Origin of the sequence: Blastopirellula sp. J2-11, assembly GCF_024584705.1 — a bacterium.
Taxonomy (GTDB): Bacteria; Planctomycetota; Planctomycetia; order Pirellulales; family Pirellulaceae; genus Blastopirellula.
Map to the genome: position 1 here is coordinate 3185794 of NZ_CP097384.1, position 23916 is coordinate 3209709.

The following is a 23916-nucleotide window of genomic DNA, read 5'->3' on the forward strand; positions in this document are numbered from 1 at the left end:
AGCTATCGCGGCCAACCGGACGTGGCTGGGCAAAATAGCGCAACTTCAAACCGTAAAAGCATGGCGCCCAGCGCTGGCGGGAAGTTATTCGTGGTCTTTTTTCGGCTTTTCTGGCCTGCGGCGATATTTCTTGGGAATGGTTGTAACAAACGGTTCGGCTTACCGCTGTGCAGAGTAACAAGTTAACCAAGTCAACTGAAAACACGGCGAATCAGTTGACCTTCATCCAAACCACGCCGTACCAGGAAACCAAGCCATGTTGAAGAAAGTTTTGTTTGCGATCGTTCCGGTCTTTTTGTTCACTGTCGCTTTGCGTGCGGATGACTCCCTCGGGCTGAATCTGAGCAACATTCAAGACGCTGACGTCTCGATCGTTGACGAAGGTTTTGACATCGATGTCGACAAGTTGGCCAGCAATGTCGGTACCGAAAGCGAAGACGACGCGGTCGAGGCCTGCTTCCGCAGCTTTGGCTATCGCAGTTACGGCTACCGCAATTATGGTGGCTACGGCGGCGGATACGGCGGCTACGGATATGGTTACGGCTACAACTGCTACCGTCCTTACTACAGCTGCTATCGCCCGGTTTACTACGCTCCGGTTTGCTACACCCCTTGCTACACCAGCTACTGGGGTTGCTACTAAGCAGAGCCGAGCCGGAACGAAATCCCTTACAGCCCGACGAGCCTTTCATGGCCGTCGGGCTCTTTTTGAATCCCAACCAAAACAACGCCAACCAATCCAATCCTACCGGAGTAGAAATCATGTCTCGTTTGAAGTACGTCTTGTTAACGCTGAGCTTTGTCTCGAGCGTTGCAATCTCCCACTGTTTCGCTGAGCCCGTAGCGGCGCCGGTCAACGCGGAAAATATTCGGACCGATCAAGTACTGGGCATTCGGACGCATAGCTGCGGCCATGTCATCCACTTGCTGATGCAGACGCGAATGCTGCGTCAGTCGGGCCAGGTCGGTTTTGGCGGAGCGATGTACAATCCCCATTTGGGCGTCATGTCCAAGCCGGGCGATCTGCAACTGCTGTGCGTCAGCCTGATTTCCGACGCGTGCGAAGGCGCCGGGCCGATCTATCAGATTCAACTGCAAAATTGCAGCGAAATTCCGGTCGGCAACTTCCGCGTGTCGGTCGTCGGCGCCTGCGGCCAAATCCAACCCTATTCGCCCACGGCGATCGTGACGGTTCCTCGCATCGAAGCGGGCGCCGTGCTCGAGCTGCAGATTCAGTTGCCGCTTACTTGCTTGGCGATTTACAATCCTGCGGGCGCCGCTGTCGAGTTCAACACGCTGATCGTCGCGATCGATAGTTTTGACGAACTGATCGAATGCAACGAAGTGAACAACATCTTGATTCTCAATCGTAGTGAAATCGCTCCATTGGTCGTTGAGGAAACGACCGTGGTCGAAGAATCGATCGAAACGACGGCGCCGCCGGCGGTGGATACGGCTCCGGTTGTCGAAGGTGGAGTCTCCGCACCGGCGGCTCCTGCATCGCCGATGGATTCGATCGACCTGGACGATCTTGACTTGGGAGAAGCGGAGCAGACCGCCGTTCGGTTTCGCTAGTCGAAACGAGAGAAGTTGCAGCGCTGCCGCTCATCACTCGATTGTGGTGAGCGGTTCTTTTTCTTGGCTGCTTCTCCAAAAAATCAGCCGCGCGGCTGATGTCGATATAAGGTCAACTAGCAGGAAACCGCTCTAGCCGGGGAACTTTAGAATCGGCGGTTCCTCTTCCTCGGTCTCCACTTCGGCTTCGGGATCGAATTCGCCCAGATCATCGACAATGTCATCCACCAAGTCATCTTCGACATAAATGTTGGGCGCTTCGGCGTTGGAGCCTTCGACGCCGGAGATCATGGTGACCAGTTCGTCGAGCGCCTCGATCTGAGCAAGCAAATTCTCGTCACATTGTCCAGCGATGATAAAGCCGATCGGCCCTTCGTCATGATCGTGTGAAAACTCCCAGCTTACGCTATGCTCACGCGAAAGCTCGCATAACACTTCCAACGCGTCGTGCATCGTACCGTCAGGCAGTTCTTGCTGATTGAAAGACGCGACATCTTTGGGATGCGGTGAAAAGTTTGGTTTGCTGCCACCTTTCAAGTGGCCATCGGTCGAATTGGAGAAACGAACCGGTTCGCAGCTTAGCCAATCTCGCTGGCGACAAAGGGCGCTGGCGGCGTCAGTAATTCGAACAGAATTGGTGTCCGAAACAGGTTCAGTCGAGCGGTAATAGACGGTAAATCCCAAGTTCATTTCTCCCAGCGGCACTAATTCGCGTTGCGTACTAAGTACCATCTTATGCGATTAGGCCGCAAAAGTCGAAGAATTAGGGACCTTGCCCCAGTTCCGCTACTCAGAAACCTTGTCGGCTTGCAGCAACTGCGAGATCGTTTTTAGCAACACTTGCTCAACTCGCGGCGAGACGTAGGACGCGGTAGGGCTCGTTTCGTAGCCTCCTTGGCTATAGGAAACTTCGGTGCCGATGTAGCCGGTTCCGTATTCGCCGTAAGCCGCCATGGCGACAAATAGGTCAGGCCGCATCTTCTGCGCGGCCAGTTGGTATTCGACGAACAATTCGCCCGGCATGAACAAGATGCGCGCTTCGCCGAGCGAGAGGCAAGAGACGGTGATCGGCTCTTTGCGCTCGCAGCGACGCCACCACGACAATCGCGAGGCGCTCTTCATGCGATCAAATACCGACGCTTTTTCATCGTTGACCAACGAGAGAAGATCTTCTTCATTCAGATGCAGCGCACATGGCAGCAGCACATCGATCGATTCGAGCGATACGTCGCTGGCGGTTAGCGGATACTTTACGGTCGCTTCCCAGGCTTTTTTCATCCCCAAGGTGACCTTGTCCGCCAACACCTGACGGTTCTCCTTTGCGCCGTCGTTCCACTTGCCGGCCGTCACGTTGCCGCCGGCGCCGTTGAAATGGAGATGAAAGACGCCTGTTTCTTTTTGACGCGCGTTGCGAGCCATGCCAGGAAAGTCGGGATTGGCCCAGCCGGTTCGATAGTAGCTTTGCGGATGAGTCGCGTAGTAAGTGAGCACTGCGAGCGGCTGATCGTCGTTCCAAAAACTGATCGATTTGCACATCGGATCGATCAGCCCGACCGGCATGGCGCGAACCTTGGGATCTCCTGTCGCGGAAGTGCGAGTAAACTCGACTTTGCCGCTTTCGCCGACGATGCGGCGATTCGACGCGACCTTTTCAATGATTCCCTCACCAAGGCCATAGTGGGTGATCGGTTGCATGTTGGCAGTCGCCGCTTGGGCGGCGTCGGCAGCGCCGCGGATGACCTGCTGGATCCACTTTTCATCAAAGTGCTGATTGGGTACGTCCAGGTCTTGCAGGATATCGGCCGTCGTGTGATCGGCGCGCGGCGCATCGTGCTGATGCAGCGCATGCAGCAGGACCAGCTCAGGCGTGGTCCCTACGGCCGTCGCGATCGCTCGTTTAAAGTCGTCTTGCGATTGATTGGCGACCCCCAGCCAATCAATGGTGCAAAAGACCATCGTTTCTTTCCCTTGCAGAATAATCCCGCGACAGCTGAGCGGCTCGGTCACGCCGAGCGTCGTCACGTAAGCCAACGGACTGCCGACCGGGGGAGATGCGTCCGCCGCGAAGGTCGCCAGGCGCAATTCCTGCGCCCATGAAACCGAGGTCATGGCGACCGTCGCGATCAGCAGCATGAGAAAACAGGAGGCGACTCTTCGAATCGAGTAGAAATGATTTGGCATAGGATTGGCGATCTATCTTGAGGAAGGAATTAGCGGGGAGGCGACACAGGCCGATCAGACGAGGATATATCTACTTTTGGTCGAGCAAATAGCGAAGCAAGTCGGCCATCGCTTGTTGGTCGATTTGCTTCTCCAGATCTTGCGGCATTAGCGACGCGCCGGTGCTGCGAAGTTGATCGATGTCGATCCGGAGAATCGTTTCCGACTTATTTTCTCCTTGCAGCAGCGTGATGCTGGTCGCGGTTTCGTTGGCGATGATGCCGGTCAACGCGCGACCGTCATTGGTCAGGCAAACATAACTCAGGTACTGCGGATTGACTTCCAGATTGGGATTCAGCACGTTGATCAAAATCGCCTCGGCGCCCCGGTTTTTCATCGCGGCAAGATTGGGGCCGATCGCGTGTCCTTTCCCATTCATTTGGTGACAGCTAGAACAGTTTTTCAGAAAGACCGCTTCCCCCCGCGTTGCATCGCCAGAGATCTGCAGCGCCCCGCGATATGCCTGAACAATGGCGTCGCGATCTGATTTGGACTCGGATTTCATCAATGCGTCGATCCGGTGCGCTAGTTTGTCACTGACCAGCGACTTCATCGTTTGCAGCATGGCCAGGTCAAGATCGGCAGTCCGAATCTGCTCGGCTTGCACTGCATCCAGCAGTTGGGCGATTCCATGGGGATTCGCCGTAAGAACTTGAAACGCCGACTGCCGCAGCGACGGGCTCATCGCTGGCCAACGCTCGATCACCAGATCGGCGACTTCGGCCGACTTAAAATAGGCCAGCGTCTGCAGCGCCGCTTGTTGCAACAGCAGCGGTTGCGACGGCTCCAGCAAACCGGCGAACAGATCCGCGTCGAACGGGCGAAAGCGAAGCGTCGGAATCGCGGCGGCTCGCTTGTCGATGGTCTCCTTCTCATCGACAACGATCGCCAACGCTTGGTCATACATTCGAGTTAACATCGATGCGCCGTTGCCATCGATCGAAGAGGACAACTGCGTCGCCAAGGTCGAATCGCCGTTGGCGACCATTTGCTGAATCAATTGCGACGCCAGGGGAGCGTTGGCTTGGTTCAACTGCGGCAGCGCGGCCAAGATCGCGGCGATATCTTCCTTCCGCTGTTGTTTGCCAACTTGTTTGGCCAGAGCGAGGATCAACGCAGTTTCGCCGCTGGAGGGCGGATTGGATTGTTTTGTCAATTCCGCGAGCAGCGATCCGGCGCCTGTCGACACGCTGCTTTGAATCGCGGCGGCGAAATAAGGATCGGAACTGTCCGAATGCGCGAGTTGCGCCAGCGGCATTTGTTTTTCCGCTACCGGCAACTCGCCCAACGTAAAGGCCAACTGGTAGCGAACGTGCGAGTCGCTGTCGGTCACCAATGCAGCGATGTTTTGTCGCAGCGCCGGCGACTTGCTGAGCAGCGGTTCACTAAGACGAATTGCATGCTGACGCACCCGCGGATGCGGATCCTTGATCGCAGTCAGCAGAGTCGCCGCATTGAGAGAGTCTAGGCCTGCGAGCGCGTAGAGCGCCAAGACGCGCCCTTGCGGCGTTTCGCCTTCGCTCGCCATCGCGATCAAATCTTGCACCGCTGTCGTGTCGTTGCGTTCATACAACAAGCGTGCCGCCGTTTCACGTCGCCAACTGATCGGATCCTCCAAGAGTTCGACCAACTCAACGGCGGACATTTTGGAAAGTTGCAGCGTCTGCGGGCGTTGATATTTTTCGCCAACAATACGATAGATTCGCCCTCGATCGCGACCGCTGGTCAGATCGAGATGCTGTTTAATCATCGGCGGCAGCGACTTCGGGTGCTCGATGACTTCGCGATACATATCGGCGATGTAGAGCGATCCATCAGGCGCGTTGGCGAATTGAACCGGCCGAAACCAGATGTCACTGGATGAGAGGAATTCACTTTTTTCATCGATACGAGCACCGCTGTAAGCGATCCCTTGCGGGTTCAGTTGTTTGCGATGGACCAGATTGCTGCCGACGTCGCCGACAATGGCGTTGCCTTGGAACTGGGCTGGCCAAGCGTCGCCGCGGAAGATCGTGACGCCGGTAGCGCCGGTGAAATATCCAGCCGGGCGCCCTCCCCCTTCGACCACGCCGGGCACAACTTTCTCGGCACGCAGCTTCGTTCGAATCACGCGCCAGTCTTCGACCGGACTGGTGCGATAGACGTCGGCTTGAGGACCATCGGCGGCGATGCTTTGCCGCGACATCGGTGGGACGACATAGGGGTTGCGAGAATAGTAAGGATCTTCGTACATCACTTGCTGCAAGTGATCGCTGTTCGAGCAGACGAATTTGTCGCCCCAGTCATTGAAGCTCATCCCGTGTTGTGCTCCGCCGCTGGTCGGCGACAGCGTCATCGCCGCGGTATCGATGGCGAAGTCGCGTCCGCGGAGATTGACGCCATCTCCTTGCGGCTCTCCATTTACGACCGGTTGGACGATTCCGCCGCTGCTGCTGGTCGCACCATGGATGCGATGATCGAGTCCCCATTGGAAGGTGTTCAGCAACCCTTGCACGTTCGTCTTGCCAAAACCGGTAAAGACGACGCGTCGTTGGTCGGCGACTCCATCGCCGTTGTCATCTTTCAAAAAGTAGATGTCGGGCGCCGCGCCCACAAAGACGCCGCCGCGGGCGCAAGTGATCGCCGTCGGCCATGAGAGATTATCGGCGAACACAGTGCTCTTTTCGTAGACGCCGTCGTCGTCGAGATCTTCCAATAATCGGACGCGCCCCAAGATTTGGCCGTCATCCTCCGAGTAGCCGCGCATCTCGATCACAAACAGGCGGCCATCTTCATCAAACGCCAGCGCCACGGGATCAACCACGTTCGGTTCAGACGCCGCTTGTTCAACCCGAAAGCCAGGGGCGACTTGCATCGTCTGCAGCGCTTCAGCAGGCTCGCGCGGCGCGATGCGCGGTAGTTGGTCGGAGAAGTCTAGTTCTTCGGCGAAACTGCAGGCTGCAAACAGCAGAATCGCGATGATTACGATTCGCCCACAGGCGAATAAGGAAAAAGGCATCCAATAAGGCTCCAAATGGCGGGTGTCGCGCCCAACAGCGAACTGCCGCAGGACGCGAGTTGAGTTAGGTAGGAGACGGCGTTCAAGGGAACGCCGCTGAGCGAAGCGGTTTTCAGGAAAGCTATTTTTTGGACGGGATGTGAAAGTCGATTTGATTGTCGCCAGCTTCGACGCTGACTCGCTGTTGCGTATCGGTGTTAAACTCTTTGGGAACCCGTTCACGCACAGCGGCGTTGGTCACGTTCCCAAAGTCGTCATAGTTAGCGTCTTGTGCCGTGGTGATTGTAACCGTGTGATCCCCCACGGTCGCCCCTTTTCGCGTACCGGAAAAGGTCAGCTCGTATCTGCCTTCGTTGTTGGTAACGGCCAACGAGGGGCGACCCGGCGTTATCGGCGAGTACAACACCATCGCGTTCTCCAGCGGTTTGCCGTCCAGAGTAACCTCTCCGACAACATAGCCAATCGCCGGCCCGTTGTCGGAACAGCCTGCAAGCGCGCAAACGGCGCTCAAAAGAGCCATTTGAATTTTCCAACGCCACATCTTCGCTTTCCTTGAATAAATGCACAGGGCGACTCGGTGGGAACGCTTTCGTGTCGATAAATTGCGTCTTTCGCCGCGCGATCGCCGGAATGTTCGATTCGGGAAGAATCACGATGGATGTTAGTATTCGCCGATTACCAGCCCGTCGTTGATCGACAGCAGCAGTTCATAGGTCGATTCGACCGACCCGCCAGGCGTATGAGAAATCGTCTCCGAAAGCAATTTGACGGAGCCATCCACAAACACAAACTGAGCGCCGCCGGGATGCAAACTGGAAAAGCCTTCGCGTCCGTCGACGTCATTGCAGGTGCTGCCGCAGGTCAAGGTCCAGTTGATCGGCGGTTTGCCGGCGCCGACGACCGAGATAAATCCATGGTTATAGTCGCCGACTAATTGCACGTCCGAATTGCCGCTCATGCCATAGATGAGGCCGGCCCCTAGTTCGACGCCGTTGATTTTCCAAGCACGTTCGCCCATCGCGATGGAATTGCTCGTGCCGTCGATGACATCGCGCATTTGACGTCGCTTTTCTGAATCATCCCCTTGAACGCGACTGCCGGCGACGAAAAGACCGCGCGGCTTACCGCGCCAAACTTCCTGCGGCGAATTGCAGCCGATGTAGTTGGACAACGCGATCTCCTCTCCCACGCATAAGTATTTGGAGTTCAGATCAGGACCAACGTCCGAAGGACAACGGAACGCTTTGATCGGCGTTTGCAGAATCGCGAATCGGGTGGCGTCGGCGATCGCGTCATGCATATAGTCATTAGGAGCCGACAAAATGTCGTACGTATTGGACTGCTCAATGAACGGCATGATCTGCGTTCCCCAGGTCCAATGAGCGTGAGTTCCTTCCGTTCCGGTTCCCGCGTCGGCGCATTTGTGCGATACGCCGGGAAACGCCAGAAACGTGTCGTGATAGTTGTGCAGCGCCAGCCCAAATTGCTTCAGGTTATTCGTGCACGTCATTCGCCGAGCCGCTTCTCGCGCTTGTTGCACGGCCGGCAACAGCAGCGCGATCAATACGCCGATGATCGCGATCACGACGAGCAATTCGACCAGTGTAAAACCTTGTCTTGTGGTGCGCATGTGCGTCGACCTCCTGAGTAGAGTAGCGGTAATAAAAATCGATAGTTATGAATTCTGATTATTTATCGAGCGACGTCACGACGATGCCATACGTGTTGGTTTCGTTTTGGTCGCCGAACTCGGGCTGCGGCGCATCCTATTCTCGGTGGGGATGGAAACTGACGAAGTGAAACCATCGCATGAATCTATTTGCTTGCACTACTTCGTTGTTCGGATGGCGTTACATCCTGGATACGGCCTTCCAACTTGGAAGTAACTTTGCCTCCAGATTTCTCAATAAATCTCCAAGCGGATGAGACCGTCGTCGGCTCGTGCCATTCAAAGTCAATCTTGCTACGTAAGTCGGCGAGTTCTAGCGTGTCTGTACGGGTTAGCACATTCGAAGAACAGGCGACTCGATAGATCCGGTCCGGGTCCAGGTCGGTCGAGGTGATCCTTTGGCCTAGCGGAGCGCTGAGGTCGAAGGCATACCGGCAGCCGGAAACATGCACCATAAACTGCTTCCGTTTACTCGGACTATCCAGCAGATTCAATTCGAAAATTTTCACCAGGTCTGCTCCGGAAATATCGAAGGTAACCAAGCGGCGTTCGCTGGGACGCAACCAATTGATTAGATCGACGAGGTAGATGGATTGACCAGGTTGGAATGGAATGCCTCGAAAGTGATTCTGCGTCTGAATGGCGATATCCGCCCCGGTCGCGTCGCGGATCGCATCACACGTCCAGTTTCCCATCGTCGTTTCCGCCTTGTCTTCCCAATTGGGAGAATCAACGGCTACGCCGATCTTATGAGTACGATAGGCGGTTCTCGATCGCGGTTTGCGGGGACCGATAGCGGCCGTCCAGGCATCCCCTTCTTTGACAAGCCGAATCTCCTCTTGAATGGAGCATTCGCCTTGAAACAACTTTTGGCCGTTGACCAATAGGGTGATCGGCGCGGCGAGATCTAGCAGGGAGGGTTCCGGTCGAATCGCCGCTCGGACGGTATTGCGAAGAGCAACGGAAATTTGGTTGTCCGCTTCCACCTGAGCATCGATCTCCGCAAAATTTCCGATCTCGTCGATCTCCTGAATTTCCGTCCAATAGGCGCGACCATGAATCGGCAGATAAGCGCGGAAGGTGACCCGTTTGGGAGCTTTGACGAGACGTTGCTCGAGCGCCCAGTCCAGAACTTTTTCAGTACTGACTTCCATGGTGTTGTGTCCCACGCCGGGGACCATCCAGAGCGTTGCGTCGAAACCGAGGCGCTTCAATTCGGCGGTCAAGGGAATCGGGCCGTCTTGAGCGTAAATCGGCCAGTCGTTTGCTCCTTGCACATAAAACATCGGAACGTGCCGGAGATTCGGCATGAGGGTGATATGCTCATAGGTGGAAGCCAGTGGAATCCCCGCCGCGAACAAATCGGGATATCGTACGCAGAGATAATGGGTGCCGCTGCCGCCCATCGATTGGCCGCTGCAAATGATACGATCCTCGTCAATCAGAAATCGCTGACAGACATCCTCGATCGCCATCATCACGTTGTTTTCGCCAACGCCTCGCCATTCAGTCGCCCTCTGCCATGGGAGGGAACCGCCTCGCTCCTCTGTTCCTAGCGGACAGAGGATAGCAATCCCGCGTTTCTCCGCTTCTCGTTTGTAAATGCCGTCTCCATACCCTGGGTGATCAAAATATTTGTTTTGATTGCCTCCCGTCCCATGCATCGCGATAAATAACGGCACTTTTCGTTTTCCGTCATAAGCCGAAGGCAGAAACAGCCGATAAGGTTGGTCTCCTTGACCGGTTCGAGAAGGGCATGTCAGAGCCAGATCGATCGGTCCAACGACGGATTGCGAAACTTCGTTGACAGCGACCTCCTCTTTTTGAGCAAGTCCATCGGCTGCACACGCCAACACAATCAACAGACAGGCTGAATATCGGGTTCGATGGCCAATCAAGGATGTCGGATTAGGGTGAAGTTTGGAGGGACTGTTCATGGAAATGAGTTTCTCAGGAAGGACGATTAAAATTAGAAATGCCGGCGTTCAAAAACAGCGGGATCGATTCGAGCCAGGTTTTTATTTTTGTGGCGGCACCGCGATATCAAACGTTGAATTCTTCTCTGGGAAAACGGTCTCGGTGATGTAAACGGGAAACAGCTCTCTTACCGGTCCCCCGGTTGGTTCAGCAGTCTCATCTTGCGAAAGACTTGTGTAGCCTGTAACGCGAGCGATATAGGCCGCTGGACGAACTCCATATTCGGCGGGGATTTCGTACTTGCCATTGGTAATACGCCCCAACGAGGCTTGGCCATGCTCCCCTTTCGCCGTATCTGGTTCAAAGGAGACTTCGCCGCTAGGGACCGGTTTCCCTTTGTAGGAGACGTGGCCATTGACGGCATAACGTCCATCCACGCTTGCAGAACAACCCGCCATAAAAAATAGCAACACCGCAGTAACGCATGATCGTTTGGATGACATGATTTATACCCAAGGTTGAGAAATAGGCGCCTTGTTGGATTCGAAATTTTGAATATGGATTAAGTACTTTGACGAACCGTGTCAGGCGAAGCGTAGTCAGTCATGCATCGCCGTACTTAACGCGACGACGCATAACGGTCTTTTCTTGCAGAGACGGAAGTAGCGACTAACGAGCGAAACCGCCAATCGGCAGCCCATCATCCCGGGCGCCGAGCGTGCGATAAATGCTGATATCCATCGTTTCAGGGGCAAAGTGAACGGATCCGTCGGCCAGCGTGAAATTGGCGCCGCCAGGATGATGGCTCCCGAACATGACGGTAAAGTAATCGAAAGTCGAGATGTAAGGATCCGCTGATGACAAGGTGTCATACGGCTTTAGCCCATTAATCGGCTTCACCGTCGCTGCGAACGCCGCTCCAAGTAAACTTGATGTGGTCTGCATGCCGGACGCCCAACTCATTCCGATTACTTCCGAGCCGCTCGGATTATTGCGCTGAAGTGGATGGTATCTCGTTTCCCCGACCATGAAGACATTGCTCGTTCCATCGGTAAGTTGAGCGAATTTAACGCCTGAATTGTTCGAGAAGATCCCGTTGTAGTAGAGCATGCGCGAAGCTCCTGATCCGGATCGACAACATCGGCAGGCAGACTGGTAGACTCCTGCGCTGCCGCTAGAAACGGAACCTCCTCCGCTGACGCCGTAATAATTGCAATTGGGAAGTCCACTACTCGAATTTGGATCCGAGGGACACTCGTACTTCGTATTGGGCGTCCATTGCAAATTCGGGTTTCCCGAGGTGAATCCTGCGGCCGTCGATGCATTTGCGGAACTATAAAATCTTGCGCCGAAGTCAAATGCGTCATGTAATGCCGAATCTTCCATGAAGGGAAGCAGCAACACGGACCACGGCGCTCGTGAATCGGCGGCATTGCCGCTTCCGCTGCCGCAGTTAACAGAAGGATCGCCAGAAACGGGGGTGATGCCGCCCGAAGGAAAAGTGAGATGCGTGTCGTGATAGTTGTGTAAGGCTAAACCCAACTGTTTCAGGTTGTTGGTGCAACTCATTCGCCGAGCCGCTTCTCGCGCTTGCTGCACGGCCGGCAACAGCAGCGCGATCAATACGCCGATGATCGCGATCACGACGAGCAATTCGACCAGTGTAAAACCTTGTCTTGTGGTGCGCATGTGCGTCGACCTCCTGAGTAGAGTAGCGGTAATAAAAATCGATAGTTATGAATTCTGATTATTTATCGAGCGGCGTCACAACGATGCCATACATATTGGTTCCGTTATGATCGCCATACTCGGGCTTCGGCAGATCATATTCGCGAATATCGACCCCTCCCAGCGTGATCACGCCGGGCTCTTCGATTTTGCGAGCCCAGACCCGAAAGTTGCTGTCGATGCTATGATTGGGACCGACGGCCAAGCTGCATTTTTGATGGATGAAATTACCGTCATGCAAATAGGGACCTTCATCCATCCCAACTTTGTAGCCGGTATCGACGAAGTCGCGCGACAGCCACTGGGGGACGTACATGCACTCGGTGTAGAGCACATAGACCATCGCCGGTTTGCGCAGCTTGAGATCGATTCGCAGCGCCGCTTCGTGAAAGCGGTCGTCGTTCATCGTCATGACGTATTCGGCATTCCGCAAAAACGGAGGGATGCCGTTTGGACCAAGGCTGTTCCATTCATGTTGGCGATCAACGTAGGCGACGGCGTCTTCGCCAAAGCCGTTGGGCGCCACATGATAAAACGCGTAGACCGAATCATCGTTCACGTTGTCGGTGACCGACTCGATGACGTTATCGGCGAGCGTCGTATGGTTAATGTCGCGATCATTCGGAAATAATCCGGCCAAGACCGTCGGCAAGCGTGAGATCGCTCCCTCGCCGTCAATCCGGACGGCGTCTCCCGTACGCAGCACATGCGTCTGGCTGCGGCGCGACAGGTTCAATTGACCTTGAAAGACGGCGATGTTGTCGGCTTGACCCACCAACGAGACGAGTCCAAAACGTCCTCCTTGATCGTTGATGCGGCAGTGAGGAGTTTCGATCGTGATCGGCTCCGATTTCTCTTGGGCGTTCGCGATCAAGCGACCTGAGATCAAACGGACGTAGTTGCGCGAAATAATTTCCATTTCGGCGGGACCATCAACAACCAGGTCAACGCCCGAAAGCAACGAAAAACCGACCGTACCGTCACTGAAGGTAATGCGCTGGCCCGGGGGAATTTGCGTTTCATACTCGGGAGTGCCGGTGATCTTCAAATCGCTGGCGGTCGAGAAAATTCGTCGCGCCACATGCGACGGCTCCCCCTTTGAGGATGGAAACGACCAAAGCAGGATGAGCGACAAGCCAACCAGCAAACTACAAGCCAGCGCCGCTGTCGCCGCGATCAGCCCATAGGATGAATGTCGCGCCGGCTTTGCAACGCGATCGGCGTCCCACTCAACCAGTGCGCCCAAAGTTGCGTTTAGCCCGCTGTGCGCTACGTAATACTGCAAGACGTCGTCATCGGTCTCAAGCAAATGATTCAGCGTGCGCCAATCTTCCTCGGTCCCTAACTCGCCGAGGCAACGACCGACCAGTTGGGCGATTTCGGAGGAAATTGGAGAGCGCGAATTGTCCGAGCGATCGACGCTCATACTAGGATACCTATCGAAGCGGATTGTTTTTGCACGCAAGCCAGCAGCCGCTCGCGAATGCGATGAATCTTGACGTACAGCGTGTTCGGTTGAATTTGCATTTCTTTGGCGACCGCCAACACGTCTAAGCGGCCATCGTAAAACCGACTGACCAAATCTCGCTGCGGCAGCGGCAGTTTTTGGAGACAGCTGCGCAGTAAGGTCAGCTGGTCGTCGACAAGATGCTGTTGGGCGTCGATCGAAGCGACGACGCGCTGCAGCGCGTCGTCTGACAATTGCGTTGGCGCTCGCGACTGTTTGCGATAGTGCATTAACACTTGGATTCGAGCGAAGGCCCGCATCCAAGTCAGAAAGTTGAGGTCGGGATTGTATTGCGACCGTTTCTCCCACAGCGCCAGCGAAACCTCTTGCATTACGTCTTCGGCTTGGGCCCGGTTGGGGACGAGTGAGACGACATAGTGCAAGATCCGCCCGTGGTAGGTGGTTAAGAGACGAATGAAGTCTTCGTCGGTCAACGTTTGGTCATCGTGCGACATGAAAGCCAGGTCCGGCAAGGAGTTGACGTGAGGAGCGTCGGTCTCGCCTTACTATCTACAGAAATGGGCCGCACCTTACAAAGATTCTTCCAACTCGACCGAAATTTTTCTTGATGCGCAAAAAAGAGCGCGGTCTCCCAATAGAGAGACCGCGCTCGTTGGTTCAGAAAGCTCGGTGAAATAAGGGGTTAACGTGATTTCACCCCGACTTTCGTTCAGAATGGCTAGACCTTCCAGCCGTTGCGATATTCCTTGGTGAGCAATGCGTTGGCCTGGGGAGAGTTAGTCGCTTGCAGCTTCGCAGCGTCCCAGTCGAGTTTTTCGCCAACTCGATGCGCAACATTGCCCAGCAGATTGTGCTCGATCAGTGCGCCGGAATAAGCGAAGTTACAAAGCGTTTCGCCGCCGGTTTTCGCCGCTTGAATCCACTCTTGATAGTGACCGAGACTTGGCGCGATGGTCTGTGCCGGCGGTTGGAAGTCTTGAAACTTATCGGCAGGAGCGAGGACCACTTTGCCATAGTCGGCGACCAAGACGCCTTGCGGGCCTACAAAAGCGACGCCGATCGACCAGTCGTTGATCTTCGTCGCATCCCCAACCAACGGCTGCAGGTAATCGCTGCGGCGCTGCATCCCTTCGGGACCGTGATACCAGACGACCTTGGTAGGCGCGGCCCAGTTCGGGTTCCCTTCGCGAGCCGGATGCTCCCAGGTCACCTGCTGCCACGGCGGACAGGCGATCTCATCAGCAGCGGGGCCTTCCGAAACGACGCTCGTCGGGCGATGCAAGCCGAGCGCCCAATAGGGCAAGTCAATCAAATGGCTTCCCATATCACCGAGCACGCCATTGCCAAACTCCCAGCGACGATTCCAGTTGAGATTGCCCCCCTTCCAATACTGCGTATTGTAAGGACGCATCGCGGCTGGTCCCAACCAGACGTCCCAGTCAAACCCGGCCGGCGTTGTTTCTTGTTTTAGTACGGCGGTCTCGACTGGATTGATGGTGCGACTGCACCAAACGTGCGCTTCGGTCACCGGGCCGATCGCGCCTGACTGAATCAGCTCGACGGCGCGGCGATAGTTGTTGGTCGCATGAATCTGCGTCCCCATCTGCGTGGCGATCTTGCCCTGGTTGGCCAGATAGACCTCCTGCATCAGTCGAGCTTCTTGCACGGTATGAGCGAGCGGCTTTTCGCAGTAGACATGCTTACCGGCCCGCATCGCCGCTACGGCCGCCGGCGTATGATGATGATCGGCCGTGCTGATCACCACGGCGTCGATCCCGCTCTCTTGCAGCAGATCACGCCAGTCGCTGAAGGTCTTTGTACCCGGCAGAACGGCGCTTACGCTTTCCATCGCGTCGGGATTGGTGTCGCAAAAAGCATAGATATTTTCGCCGGCGACTCCTTTCAGATTTGCCCCTCCACGTCCACCGGCGCCGATGATGCCGATGTTCAGCTTCTCTTTGCTGGGCGTCTCAGCCCCTGAGACATACAGGCTTGGCCCCAGCGTGGCGGCGGCGGCGGTGATGGCCGCCGTCGATTGAAGAAAAGCGCGCCGCGAACTGTTTTTCGCCATGAGAGTTCCCTTGAGATAGGTAAGGAGCCCCGCCGCTGACTGCCGACAATCATTCGCGACGCTCAGCTGCATGGGGAGGATGGGAAGGAGGTAGGAAGTTTGGAAATCGCCAGCCAAGCGCAAGGGGCCAACTTTCCCTGGGTCATCCTAAACCACCAGGAAAAACCAGGCTTTGCACCAGCTTGCCGCAACTAATGAGATATTCGCATGTCAGTAGGCGCGATGCTAGACTGGGGACTTCTCTCGTGTCCCTCCGGAGTTCCTGCCCAATGCTTGCGTCTCTGTCGAATGGCCTCCTTTGGCTCGCCGCACTGACACTATTTTTTCAGCTCCCTTACAGCGCTCAAGGTAAAGAACCAGCGGCCAACGTGCGAACGGTTCGTCTGCTGACGATCGGCAATAGCTTCGCCGATAATGCTTGCACGTATCTGCCAGAGATGTTTCAGGCCGATCCAACCGTCAATCTCGTCTTGAAGAAAGCAAATCTTGGCGGCTGCTCACTTGAGCGACACTGGAACAACGCGGTGGCGGCGGTATCCGGTCAAGAGGGAAAAAAATATCAACTACTCCGCAACGGCAAAAAGGAATCGGCGTCGTTGCAACAAATGCTGATCGCTGAGCCATGGGACGTGGTCACGCTGCAGCAAGTGAGCAGTAACAGTTGGAGACTTGAGACCTATCATCCCTATGGGGACAATCTGGTCGCGCTGATCGGTAAAAATGCGCCGCAAGCGAAGATCGCGTTTCATCAGACTTGGGCCTACCGCATCGACGCTCCTTTGCTGTCGCAATGGAAGATCTCGCAAGCGGAGATGTACGAGCAGCTTACCCAGGCCTACGGACAAGTCGCCGAAAAATTTCAGGCGCCGGTCATTCCTTCTGGCGCCGCCATCCAAGCCTACCGTCAGCGTGCGGATCGGCAGTACGTAGTGGACAAAGATTTCAACTTCCAATCTCCTCCGGCTAAGGGATTGCCGAGGCAAGAGAATTCGCTGGTCGTCGGCTGGTCTCGAAACCAAGGAACTGGGAAGCTTAAGCTGGATCCCAAACATATGAACAAACGTGGAAAATATCTGCTCGGCGCCGTCTGGTTCGAAGCATTGACCGGTCATGATATCCGGAAGAATGGCTTTGCACCGAAAGGGATACCGGCCGATGAACTGAGAGTGCTGCAGGAAATCGCCCACGACACGGTCGCTAGTTTCCCGCAGCCAGCCGTTTCACTCCATGCTTTGCAACCATAAGATGCGGGCTCACGCCGGTTGACCATTTGTCGTTGAACGTCAGATTCAAATCCCCCCCTCTGGATCGCATGTCGCCGGGCAAAAAGCTGCGTATTTTGCGTAAATTGCCGTTCCGTCTTGGCCGACGGTAATTACCATAGCAATCGAGGCATTGATTGCCGCGACGCTGAACGTGAAATCGTCGGATACGGTCTTGAAGAAGTATCCGCAGAAACGGCCAGCCGAAGTTTATTTGCACGATTCGATAAGAGCGCATGGGAAGATGTGTTCTAGCGTCGGATCGTGTGAAGTTTCTGAAGAGTCTTCTGCGCGGGGACTCCGATCCAATTCGTTTTTCTGCCGCTGTGATTGCGAAAACGAATCGATTGGATTCCAAATTTATCCGTAGCAAAGGTAGCGCTCTTGAACGTCGTCGCCATCAGCACCATGACTCCGCAGCATCGCTATGTATTGGCGAAGTTGCACGAAACTTGTCGATTGCGACATCTGATTCAACCGGTCTGGACCTCGCAGTCAACGACGTGGAAGCAATACGCGAAGGTTTTGCGATCACCGCTGTCGTTCATTGGCCGACGTATTCAATCGCGCTACAATCACTGGCGCGGCGTTCGGCATTTTCAAACGGTGGCCAAACTGCTGGGACCGACTGCCGCCGCCAACTTGTCAAACTTGGAGCCATCGATCGTATCTATTCACGGATTCAATTGTGAAGCGAACGTCGCACTGCTTCAAGATCTGCAGCCCGACGTGATTATTACGTCGGGATGCCCGATTCTAAAGCCAGAGATCTTTGGATTAGCGCGTCTGGCGACCATTAACATCCACTGGGGAATCGCTCCCACCTATCGCGGCGAGAACACGTTCTTCTGGCCTCTTTACTTCGGCGACTACGAACAAGTGGGCGTGACGATTCACCGGATCGACGCAGGGATCGACACCGGCCCGATCCTGGCGCATGGATTTATCGAAGTCACCTCAGAGGATGATGAAGACACGCTGACGGTCAAAGCGGCTCAAGTCGCGGCGCGATTGTTGCCGAGAATATTGACCCGCATCGAAGAGACGCAAACGGTTGAGGGTTTCGCCCCCCAAGAAAAGGGAACGCTCTATTTAGGCCGAAATCGGACATGGCGACACGATCTGGCCTATTGGTGGCGTCGCCGATCACAACAACGCAACCAACAGATCGCGACGGCTCGTGACGCGATCTATATCGGTAAACCAGCATCGGGCTTTTAGAGTCCGAACGCAGCGTCTTTAAATGTTTGGCAGGCGTTCGGTCGAATCGCCAAACTTGTCGAGCGTCACCCCAAATTTGTCCATCAGCGACAGATAAAGACTGCACATCTTGCGATTGGGCTGGTCGCGATAGTTGAGAACGCGCCCCGTCTCCAATTTGCCGCCGGCTCCGCCCAACAGCAGGACCGGCAACTGCGTCGCATCATGCGTCCGACCAGTCAGCATGCTGGAGCAAAACAGAATCATCGAATTGTCGAGCGCCGTTCGCTCTCCCTCTTGGATCGCGTCCAATTTGCGTGCGACGTAGGCCAATTGCTCTACAAAAAATTGATTCACTTTCAACCAGTCGTCAGAATCCTGGTGCGAGAGCAAATGGTGGATCATGTAATCAATGCCGAGATTTGCAAAGCGAAGCGACGAATGATCGTTGTTTAGTTTGAGCGTACAAATCCGCGTCGCGTCGGTCTGAAATCCCAGCACCAACAGATCGCACATCAGTCGCATATGCTCGCCGATATCTTGCGGCACGCCGTTGGCTGGACGAGCGATGTTCGGTTGCTGGAGAGTCGGCTTCCAGCCTTGCAGTTCGCCGCGCTCGGCCGCCATGTCGATTCGTCGCTCCACTTCGCGAACCGAATCAAGATACTCGTCCAGCTTGCGACGATCGGCGGTGCTGATATTGCGGCGCAAATCGGATGCGTCGCTCAGGACCGCGTCCAGGACGCTTTGGTCCGAACGATGCGAGCCTTCTTTAAACAGACGATCAAACGCGAGCGCTGGGTAAAGTTCGAGTGGAGTCGGCGTGGTTGGCGAACTCCAAGAGATATGCGAGCTATAGAGCATCGAATAGTTCTTGTGGACTGACGGATTCGACTTTTCGCACGCCAACACCAGGCTAGGAACTTTGGTCCCGCGGCCGTATCGCTGGGCCAACACCTGATCGACGCTGGCGCCAGAACGGATCTCGCCGCCCGAGGCGAGCGGCGCACCGGAGAGCAAGTTGCCGGTCTGGGAGCTGTGAATGTTTCCTTTGAGCGCTTCTTCGTTATAGAGCCCTTCCAGAAAGAGCATTCGCTCGCGATAGTCGGCCAGCGGAGCGAGAACTCCACCCAACTCCATCTCTTTGCCCGCGCCTTTGGCCCACCACTCTTGGCCATGAAAGCCGTTGCCGGCGAACAGCACGGCGAAACGCAGCGGCGCCTCCGCTCCGGCGTTCGCTTTGTTCGGTTGCTCACCCCAGACCGCGGTCGACTCCATCCATGGCAGCGCCATACTCACTCCGAGTCCTCGCAGCATGGTGCGGCGCGAAAGTCGACGTTTCATGGTTCGATTCCTAAGTTCGATAGGGGACAAGTTAATCGATGTCGGCGAACTGTTGGTCACGTAGCTCGCGAAATTGACGGCTCAAAACGACCGCTTCGATCGCGGCGCCGATGCGATAATCGTTTTGGGCCAGCTGCTCTTCCATTTTCGTCAGCAACGGCTGGTCCGACAAGCGAATCGAGCGACCGAGCGCGTAGCCGAGCAACTTGCGGCAAAACTGTCGCACAAATGCGGTGCGCCGATCGCCGGCAAGGTAGTCGCGCAAATCGTGATAGCCAGCGAGCTCGGTCCCGTCGAGCAGGACAGAGTCAGTGACGATCTGCGAACCTTGCGCATCTTGCTGGCGGAAGCGGCCGATCGCGTCGAAGTTTTCGAGCGCGAATCCATATGGGTCAATTCGTGCATGACACTTGGCGCAGGCAGCGACCGACGTGTGTTGTTCAGTCAGTTGTCGTTCGGTCAAACCGGCCGGCGCCGCTTCCGGCAAGATCGGCACATCTTTCGGCGGTCGCGGCAGTCGTTCTCCCAGCAACGTTTCAGAGACCCAGGCGCCGCGCAAGATCGGGCTCGTCCGCGATGCGCCCGCTTGCATGGAAAGGACCGACCCTTGGCCCAGGATTCCGCCGCGTGCATATTGCTTAACCCCATCCACGCGCCGCCAGTGAGAGCCGATCACGCCGGGGATCCCGTAATGTTTGGCTAATGTTTCATTGAGAAACGTGTGGTCGGCGTCCAGAATCTCGAAGATCGAGCCGTTGCGTCGAATCAAATCGGCGAAAAACTGCACCGATTCTTCGTACATTGGGCCGCGCAAGTCGGCGAATTCTGGAAAATGCTGTTCGCTCTTTTCGTCAAATTGATCGAAGTTGCGAATGTGCATCCATTGGCAAGCGAACTCGATCGCCAGACGCCGACTTCGCGGATCGGCCTGCATTCGTTCGACTTCTACTCGTAAGGTCGCTTCGTCTTGCAGTTGGTCATCAGCCGCAAGTTGTTCCAGCTCTGCATCCGGCAGCGATGACCAGAGAAAATAGCTCAAACGGGTCGCTAACTCTCGGCTGGAGATCGGAGACGATCCGCGCCCAGGCCGAGGAGTTTCTAATCGATAGAGAAACGCTGGGGAAGCGAATAGTCGGCCTAAGGAGAGACGAAACGCTTGCTCGTGGTCAAATTCCTGCGTGCGCAGTTTGTCGTAAAGCGTGCGAATGCCGGTCTCTTCTTGGATTGTCAACGGACGGCGATAAAGTTGGGCGGCGAACTCCACCAACGCGTTCAGCTGCGCAGGTTCGGCCTGCGCTAGTTGCCGCCGGTAAGCGGTCGCACTGTCTTGGATCGGCTGACGAACTGGATCAAAGTCGCTTGGACGACCATCTTGCGTCGCGTATTCCAACAGCTGTTCAAAAGCGCCGACAATTGTCAACGCGTCTCCGCTGACAAAGCGGAGTTCCGACCAAAGGCGATTCAAGCGGGCGGTTTCGGATTCAGTCAGTAACAATCGTCGCAGCGGCTCATCTTCGCGATGATACAGCACCAGTGTTACAACTTCGTCGACCGGCACAATTTGCGGATAGCAAAACGCGATCGGAAAGAGCTCGCGGAATTGGCTCATTGAAGTCGCAAATCGCTGGGCGGCGGCGCTGCCGGGGGCGGCAATGATTGACGCACCCGTGATCAAGCGAGTGGTCGCCGCACGCGTGCGACCAACCTCCATCTGGACGCTTCCCTCGTTCTGCGCTGCATCGGCAAGCGTCGCGGTGACGACAAACTCGTAGCCTGTCAGCATGTTGGCAGGCAGTGCGACTTCCAGAATCTCCGGCGCGCGTGAAATCAGATCGTTGGCCGAATCGGGGACAAAGCGATCGGGCGCGACGCCATAATTCAGCGGTGTCGCAACTTTCACGTTGGCGAGATCTTCGTTGGTCAACGAGGCAAGTAACGGGCCGTCGAGCGAAGTCAGCTCGCGAAATAGGTTGGGATTGGGATCCTCTCGACTCGCGGTGGAGCTCAGCTGGACGCGAAGTTCCATCTCAGCGGCGATTTCGCTAGCCCGCTTCTCGTCTGCGGCGCGACTCCACTGGGCAACGAGCGAGTCTTGAACGCGCCGGTCGTTTTCTAACAGTTCGAACGTCTGCGCAAAGAAGTGCCAAACGTCAGCGTTACCCTGTTTGTCGGCATGAGGGTTGCCGTCCGCAATTGAATCGGCGCAATCTTGCGAAAGGGACCAGGATCGGTTCTTGTCGGTCGTCGATTGAATCTCCAATTCGATCCCTGTCAAGTCGCAGGCATGCTCCTGATCGCGGGGGCCGATCAACAGCGCCAGCATGTCTCCTTTTTTCATCGCCAGATTGGGGAGCGAGGGAAACTCGGCCGCCAGGCCTGAACCGACATCGGCCGCTCCCAGAATCCGTTGTTCTCCTGGGCGCCGATGTTCGAGTCGCCATTGAAATCCATTGCCGCACGCATTGTGTGCGTCAAACGCTTCTGGTTGGGCGCGATAGGTCCCATCGGTTGGGCATCGCCAAGCGACGGCGATCCACCGCTCTGGACGAGGATGAACGGCGATCGAGTGGGGGCGAACATCGCCGGGGATGCGGATCGTTTCTTCGGTTGAATTGGCGACCAGCGAAAGATCTTTGAGCCCTGCTCTGCCCCAGCCGCGGATTGCTGTGCTATTATCCAGCGGCTGATCGAGATATTCGGCGAACGTCACCGGTTCAATCGCAGAAATCCCCAGATACCGTATCCAGGCCGATAGCAGCACTGGATCGACCTGATGCGATTGGGCGGTTGCGGTGATATCGGGCGCCTGGTTGGTCGTTTTGATCTCCCAAGCGGCGCTCAGATAGCGGGAAAGATGCTCCAACACCTCTTGGCGATTCTGTTCATAAGCGTTGGCCACATCGTGTAAATCACGAAGCGGAATGGTCCGTCCCCCGGTGCGGAGAAATCGGGGATTGCGCCAGAGGGCGACATCGTTTTGATACTCGTCGCCCGAGGTTCCGGTCGTCAGCAACAGGAGGTCTGGTTCGCCTTCTTCCAGATTGACTGTGATCCGGAAGTCTTGCGACGCGACGACGGCGTCTTGGCTTTGTTGCCAGGGGCGAATGCTGCCAAAATGACCTACTCGGTTGAATTTCCAAAGTCGCTCTTGCCAGGCGCGAATATCGCTGGCGATCTGCAGCGCCTCTTGTTCGTTCGCGGCGGCGATGCGAAGTCGCAAGTCATCCAGCAGCGGCGACTGGGTCGCACTGCCCAGCAGCAATTCGGCCATTCGCGAGAAATAGGGAGGATTGATTTTTTCAGCGACGGCGATCTTGGCAGCCGCACCTGGTTCCCTTTGCAGTCGCTCACGATGGCGAACCAGCGCCGTCAGATAAAGATCGAGATCAACGCGTCCATCCAACTTGGTGCCGACCTGAGGGTCAACAATGGTCCAGAGATCGAGGACGCTCGGGTCGCTTCCGTCCAGCGTATGTCGCGTGTAGATCTCACGAATCTGGGCAATCAGCTCGTTGATCGCGTCGCGGCGAGTCGTTCCTTCGATAAAGCGAAACCCATCCGGCAGCAGCACCGCGTGTTGAGCGATCGCCTGACCGGCGTCCAAGTATTTGCGAAATAGCGCTGGAGACATCACCAGCGATGCGCCTGTATTGGTAAACCCTTCGCCGGCGGCGCCGTCTATCGGAAACTCGCGCGTCGGGTCGAAATCAATTCCGGTCAAATCGTGCAGCGTGTAGGCGTACTCCGCATTGTTCAAGCGACGAAGCAATACCGGGCCTGGATCGCCTGCGTTGGCTTTCGCTTCGGCGTCGAGATAGCTGGTAGTCCAGGCCAACAAATGCTGGCGCTCGGCGGCGGTCGGCTGCGCGCTCTCCGCGGGCGGCATCTCACCACCGGCGATCATCTCGGCGACGCGTTGCCAAACCGCTGGGTCATGTCGGATTGCGGCGATATCAGCGAACCGCTCGAGATCGAGTTCTCCTTCTTTCGCGTCGGTCGAATGGCAATCGAGACAATAGGTCTTGAGGAGCGGTTGGAATTTCTCGATATATTGTTGACCCAGAGGCGCAAACGGTTCGGCGAGCAGCACCGCTGGCGCCATCGTCAGCAGCGCGCAGACTGTGATTATTCGCCAGCAAGGTCGATCATAAAATCGTGCCGCAAGACCAGGAGGCCGCATGTGCGGATCCAATGTGCTGAAGGAAGCGGAGGCGGGGAACTAGCAGCGGAAGGAAAAACGGGAGGAGTTCCAGATGAACCCTGAATCTAATCGATACGACCGAAATTGTCACATTTTTCCCTCGACAAAATGTAGCACGCAATTCTCGGCAATAAGAAGCTTAGGCATCCCTGGTTTCCTTATCTGAAAAGGGGGCGTTTCTGAAGGCTCCTAACGGAAATTCCGGAGGATATTCGCCGCCAGCAAGTATATTGCCGATTTCTCGCACGCTTATCCCAATCAGC

General features: G+C 55.9%; 17 protein-coding genes. 4 read left to right on the plus strand and 13 right to left on the minus strand.

Features of this window, described 5'->3' with window-relative positions; genetic code table 11:
• Window positions 1-256: 256 nt before the first annotated feature.
• Entirely contained in the window at window positions 257-643 is a 387-nt protein-coding gene (locus M4951_RS12800) for a hypothetical protein (RefSeq protein ID WP_262026869.1), read from the plus strand.
• Between the two features lie 119 nt (window positions 644-762).
• A complete protein-coding gene (locus M4951_RS12805; RefSeq protein WP_262026870.1) occupies window positions 763-1575 on the plus strand; it encodes a hypothetical protein in 813 nt (270 codons plus the stop codon).
• Between the two features lie 132 nt (window positions 1576-1707).
• On the opposite strand, the gene M4951_RS12810 is transcribed toward M4951_RS12805, so the two are convergent.
• From M4951_RS12810 to M4951_RS12860, 11 genes are all read right to left on the minus strand, one after another.
• Window positions 1708-2307: a hypothetical protein gene (locus M4951_RS12810; protein ID WP_262026871.1), complete on the minus strand. Its 600-nt coding sequence runs from the start codon at window positions 2305-2307 to the stop codon at window positions 1708-1710.
• 54 nt (window positions 2308-2361) lie between these two features.
• On the minus strand, window positions 2362-3756 hold the full coding sequence (locus tag M4951_RS12815) for a hypothetical protein (RefSeq protein WP_262026872.1): 1395 nt from the start codon (window positions 3754-3756) through the stop codon (window positions 2362-2364).
• Window positions 3757-3826: 70 nt separating this feature from the next.
• A complete protein-coding gene (locus tag M4951_RS12820) occupies window positions 3827-6793 on the minus strand; it encodes a PVC-type heme-binding CxxCH protein (protein ID WP_262026873.1) in 2967 nt (988 codons plus the stop codon).
• 121 nt (window positions 6794-6914) lie between these two features.
• Window positions 6915-7313: a carboxypeptidase regulatory-like domain-containing protein gene (locus M4951_RS12825; RefSeq protein ID WP_262026874.1), complete on the minus strand. Its 399-nt coding sequence runs from the start codon at window positions 7311-7313 to the stop codon at window positions 6915-6917.
• Between the two features lie 141 nt (window positions 7314-7454).
• Window positions 7455-8423 carry a DUF1559 domain-containing protein gene (locus M4951_RS12830; RefSeq protein WP_262026875.1) on the minus strand — a complete coding sequence of 323 codons (969 nt, stop codon included), beginning with the start codon at window positions 8421-8423 and terminating at the stop codon, window positions 7455-7457.
• Window positions 8424-8608: 185 nt separating this feature from the next.
• A complete protein-coding gene (locus M4951_RS12835; protein WP_262026876.1) occupies window positions 8609-10399 on the minus strand; it encodes a 5'-nucleotidase C-terminal domain-containing protein in 1791 nt (596 codons plus the stop codon).
• A gap of 81 nt (window positions 10400-10480) precedes the next feature.
• Window positions 10481-10882: a hypothetical protein gene (locus tag M4951_RS12840; protein ID WP_262026877.1), complete on the minus strand. Its 402-nt coding sequence runs from the start codon at window positions 10880-10882 to the stop codon at window positions 10481-10483.
• 166 nt (window positions 10883-11048) lie between these two features.
• Complete coding sequence (locus tag M4951_RS12845; RefSeq protein WP_262026878.1) at window positions 11049-12068, minus strand: DUF1559 domain-containing protein; 1020 nt, start codon at window positions 12066-12068, stop codon at window positions 11049-11051.
• 58 nt (window positions 12069-12126) lie between these two features.
• Window positions 12127-13533, minus strand: coding sequence for a hypothetical protein (locus M4951_RS12850; protein WP_262026879.1), 1407 nt, complete (start codon window positions 13531-13533; stop codon window positions 12127-12129).
• Entirely contained in the window at window positions 13530-14069 is a 540-nt protein-coding gene (locus M4951_RS12855) for a sigma-70 family RNA polymerase sigma factor (protein WP_262026880.1), read from the minus strand. The genes M4951_RS12850 and M4951_RS12855 overlap by 4 nt, the downstream gene beginning before the upstream one ends.
• Window positions 14070-14293: 224 nt before the next feature.
• A complete protein-coding gene (locus tag M4951_RS12860) occupies window positions 14294-15646 on the minus strand; it encodes a Gfo/Idh/MocA family oxidoreductase (RefSeq protein ID WP_262026881.1) in 1353 nt (450 codons plus the stop codon).
• Between the two features lie 269 nt (window positions 15647-15915).
• Between M4951_RS12860 and M4951_RS12865 the strand changes: the two genes are divergently transcribed.
• Both M4951_RS12865 and M4951_RS12870 read left to right on the plus strand, forming a co-directional pair.
• Entirely contained in the window at window positions 15916-16890 is a 975-nt protein-coding gene (locus M4951_RS12865) for a DUF4886 domain-containing protein (protein WP_262026882.1), read from the plus strand.
• A gap of 402 nt (window positions 16891-17292) precedes the next feature.
• Complete coding sequence (locus M4951_RS12870; RefSeq protein WP_262026883.1) at window positions 17293-18129, plus strand: formyl transferase; 837 nt, start codon at window positions 17293-17295, stop codon at window positions 18127-18129.
• Between the two features lie 18 nt (window positions 18130-18147).
• Here M4951_RS12870 and M4951_RS12875 read toward each other — a convergent pair whose 3' ends face one another.
• Both M4951_RS12875 and M4951_RS12880 read right to left on the minus strand, forming a co-directional pair.
• A complete protein-coding gene (locus M4951_RS12875; RefSeq protein WP_262026884.1) occupies window positions 18148-19452 on the minus strand; it encodes a DUF1552 domain-containing protein in 1305 nt (434 codons plus the stop codon).
• A gap of 31 nt (window positions 19453-19483) precedes the next feature.
• On the minus strand, window positions 19484-23632 hold the full coding sequence (locus tag M4951_RS12880; RefSeq protein ID WP_262026885.1) for a DUF1592 domain-containing protein: 4149 nt from the start codon (window positions 23630-23632) through the stop codon (window positions 19484-19486).
• Window positions 23633-23916 lie beyond the last annotated feature (284 nt).

Bases quoted from the DNA above. Each gene is read 5' to 3' on its own strand.
- M4951_RS12800 (WP_262026869.1), top strand. From the start codon at position 257: ATGTTGAAGAAAGTTTTGTTTGCGATCGTTCCGGTCTTTTTGTTCACT.
- M4951_RS12805 (WP_262026870.1), top strand. From the start codon at position 763: ATGTCTCGTTTGAAGTACGTCTTGTTAACGCTGAGCTTTGTCTCGAGC.
- M4951_RS12810 (WP_262026871.1), bottom strand. From the start codon at position 2,307: ATGGTACTTAGTACGCAACGCGAATTAGTGCCGCTGGGAGAAATGAAC.
- M4951_RS12815 (WP_262026872.1), bottom strand. From the start codon at position 3,756: ATGCCAAATCATTTCTACTCGATTCGAAGAGTCGCCTCCTGTTTTCTC.
- M4951_RS12820 (WP_262026873.1), bottom strand. From the start codon at position 6,793: ATGCCTTTTTCCTTATTCGCCTGTGGGCGAATCGTAATCATCGCGATT.
- M4951_RS12825 (WP_262026874.1), bottom strand. From the start codon at position 7,313: ATGGCTCTTTTGAGCGCCGTTTGCGCGCTTGCAGGCTGTTCCGACAAC.
- M4951_RS12830 (WP_262026875.1), bottom strand. From the start codon at position 8,423: ATGCGCACCACAAGACAAGGTTTTACACTGGTCGAATTGCTCGTCGTG.
- M4951_RS12835 (WP_262026876.1), bottom strand. From the start codon at position 10,399: ATGAACAGTCCCTCCAAACTTCACCCTAATCCGACATCCTTGATTGGC.
- M4951_RS12840 (WP_262026877.1), bottom strand. From the start codon at position 10,882: ATGTCATCCAAACGATCATGCGTTACTGCGGTGTTGCTATTTTTTATG.
- M4951_RS12845 (WP_262026878.1), bottom strand. From the start codon at position 12,068: ATGCGCACCACAAGACAAGGTTTTACACTGGTCGAATTGCTCGTCGTG.
- M4951_RS12850 (WP_262026879.1), bottom strand. From the start codon at position 13,533: ATGAGCGTCGATCGCTCGGACAATTCGCGCTCTCCAATTTCCTCCGAA.
- M4951_RS12855 (WP_262026880.1), bottom strand. From the start codon at position 14,069: ATGTCGCACGATGACCAAACGTTGACCGACGAAGACTTCATTCGTCTC.
- M4951_RS12860 (WP_262026881.1), bottom strand. From the start codon at position 15,646: ATGGCGAAAAACAGTTCGCGGCGCGCTTTTCTTCAATCGACGGCGGCC.
- M4951_RS12865 (WP_262026882.1), top strand. From the start codon at position 15,916: ATGCTTGCGTCTCTGTCGAATGGCCTCCTTTGGCTCGCCGCACTGACA.
- M4951_RS12875 (WP_262026884.1), bottom strand. From the start codon at position 19,452: ATGAAACGTCGACTTTCGCGCCGCACCATGCTGCGAGGACTCGGAGTG.
- M4951_RS12880 (WP_262026885.1), bottom strand. From the start codon at position 23,632: ATGCGGCCTCCTGGTCTTGCGGCACGATTTTATGATCGACCTTGCTGG.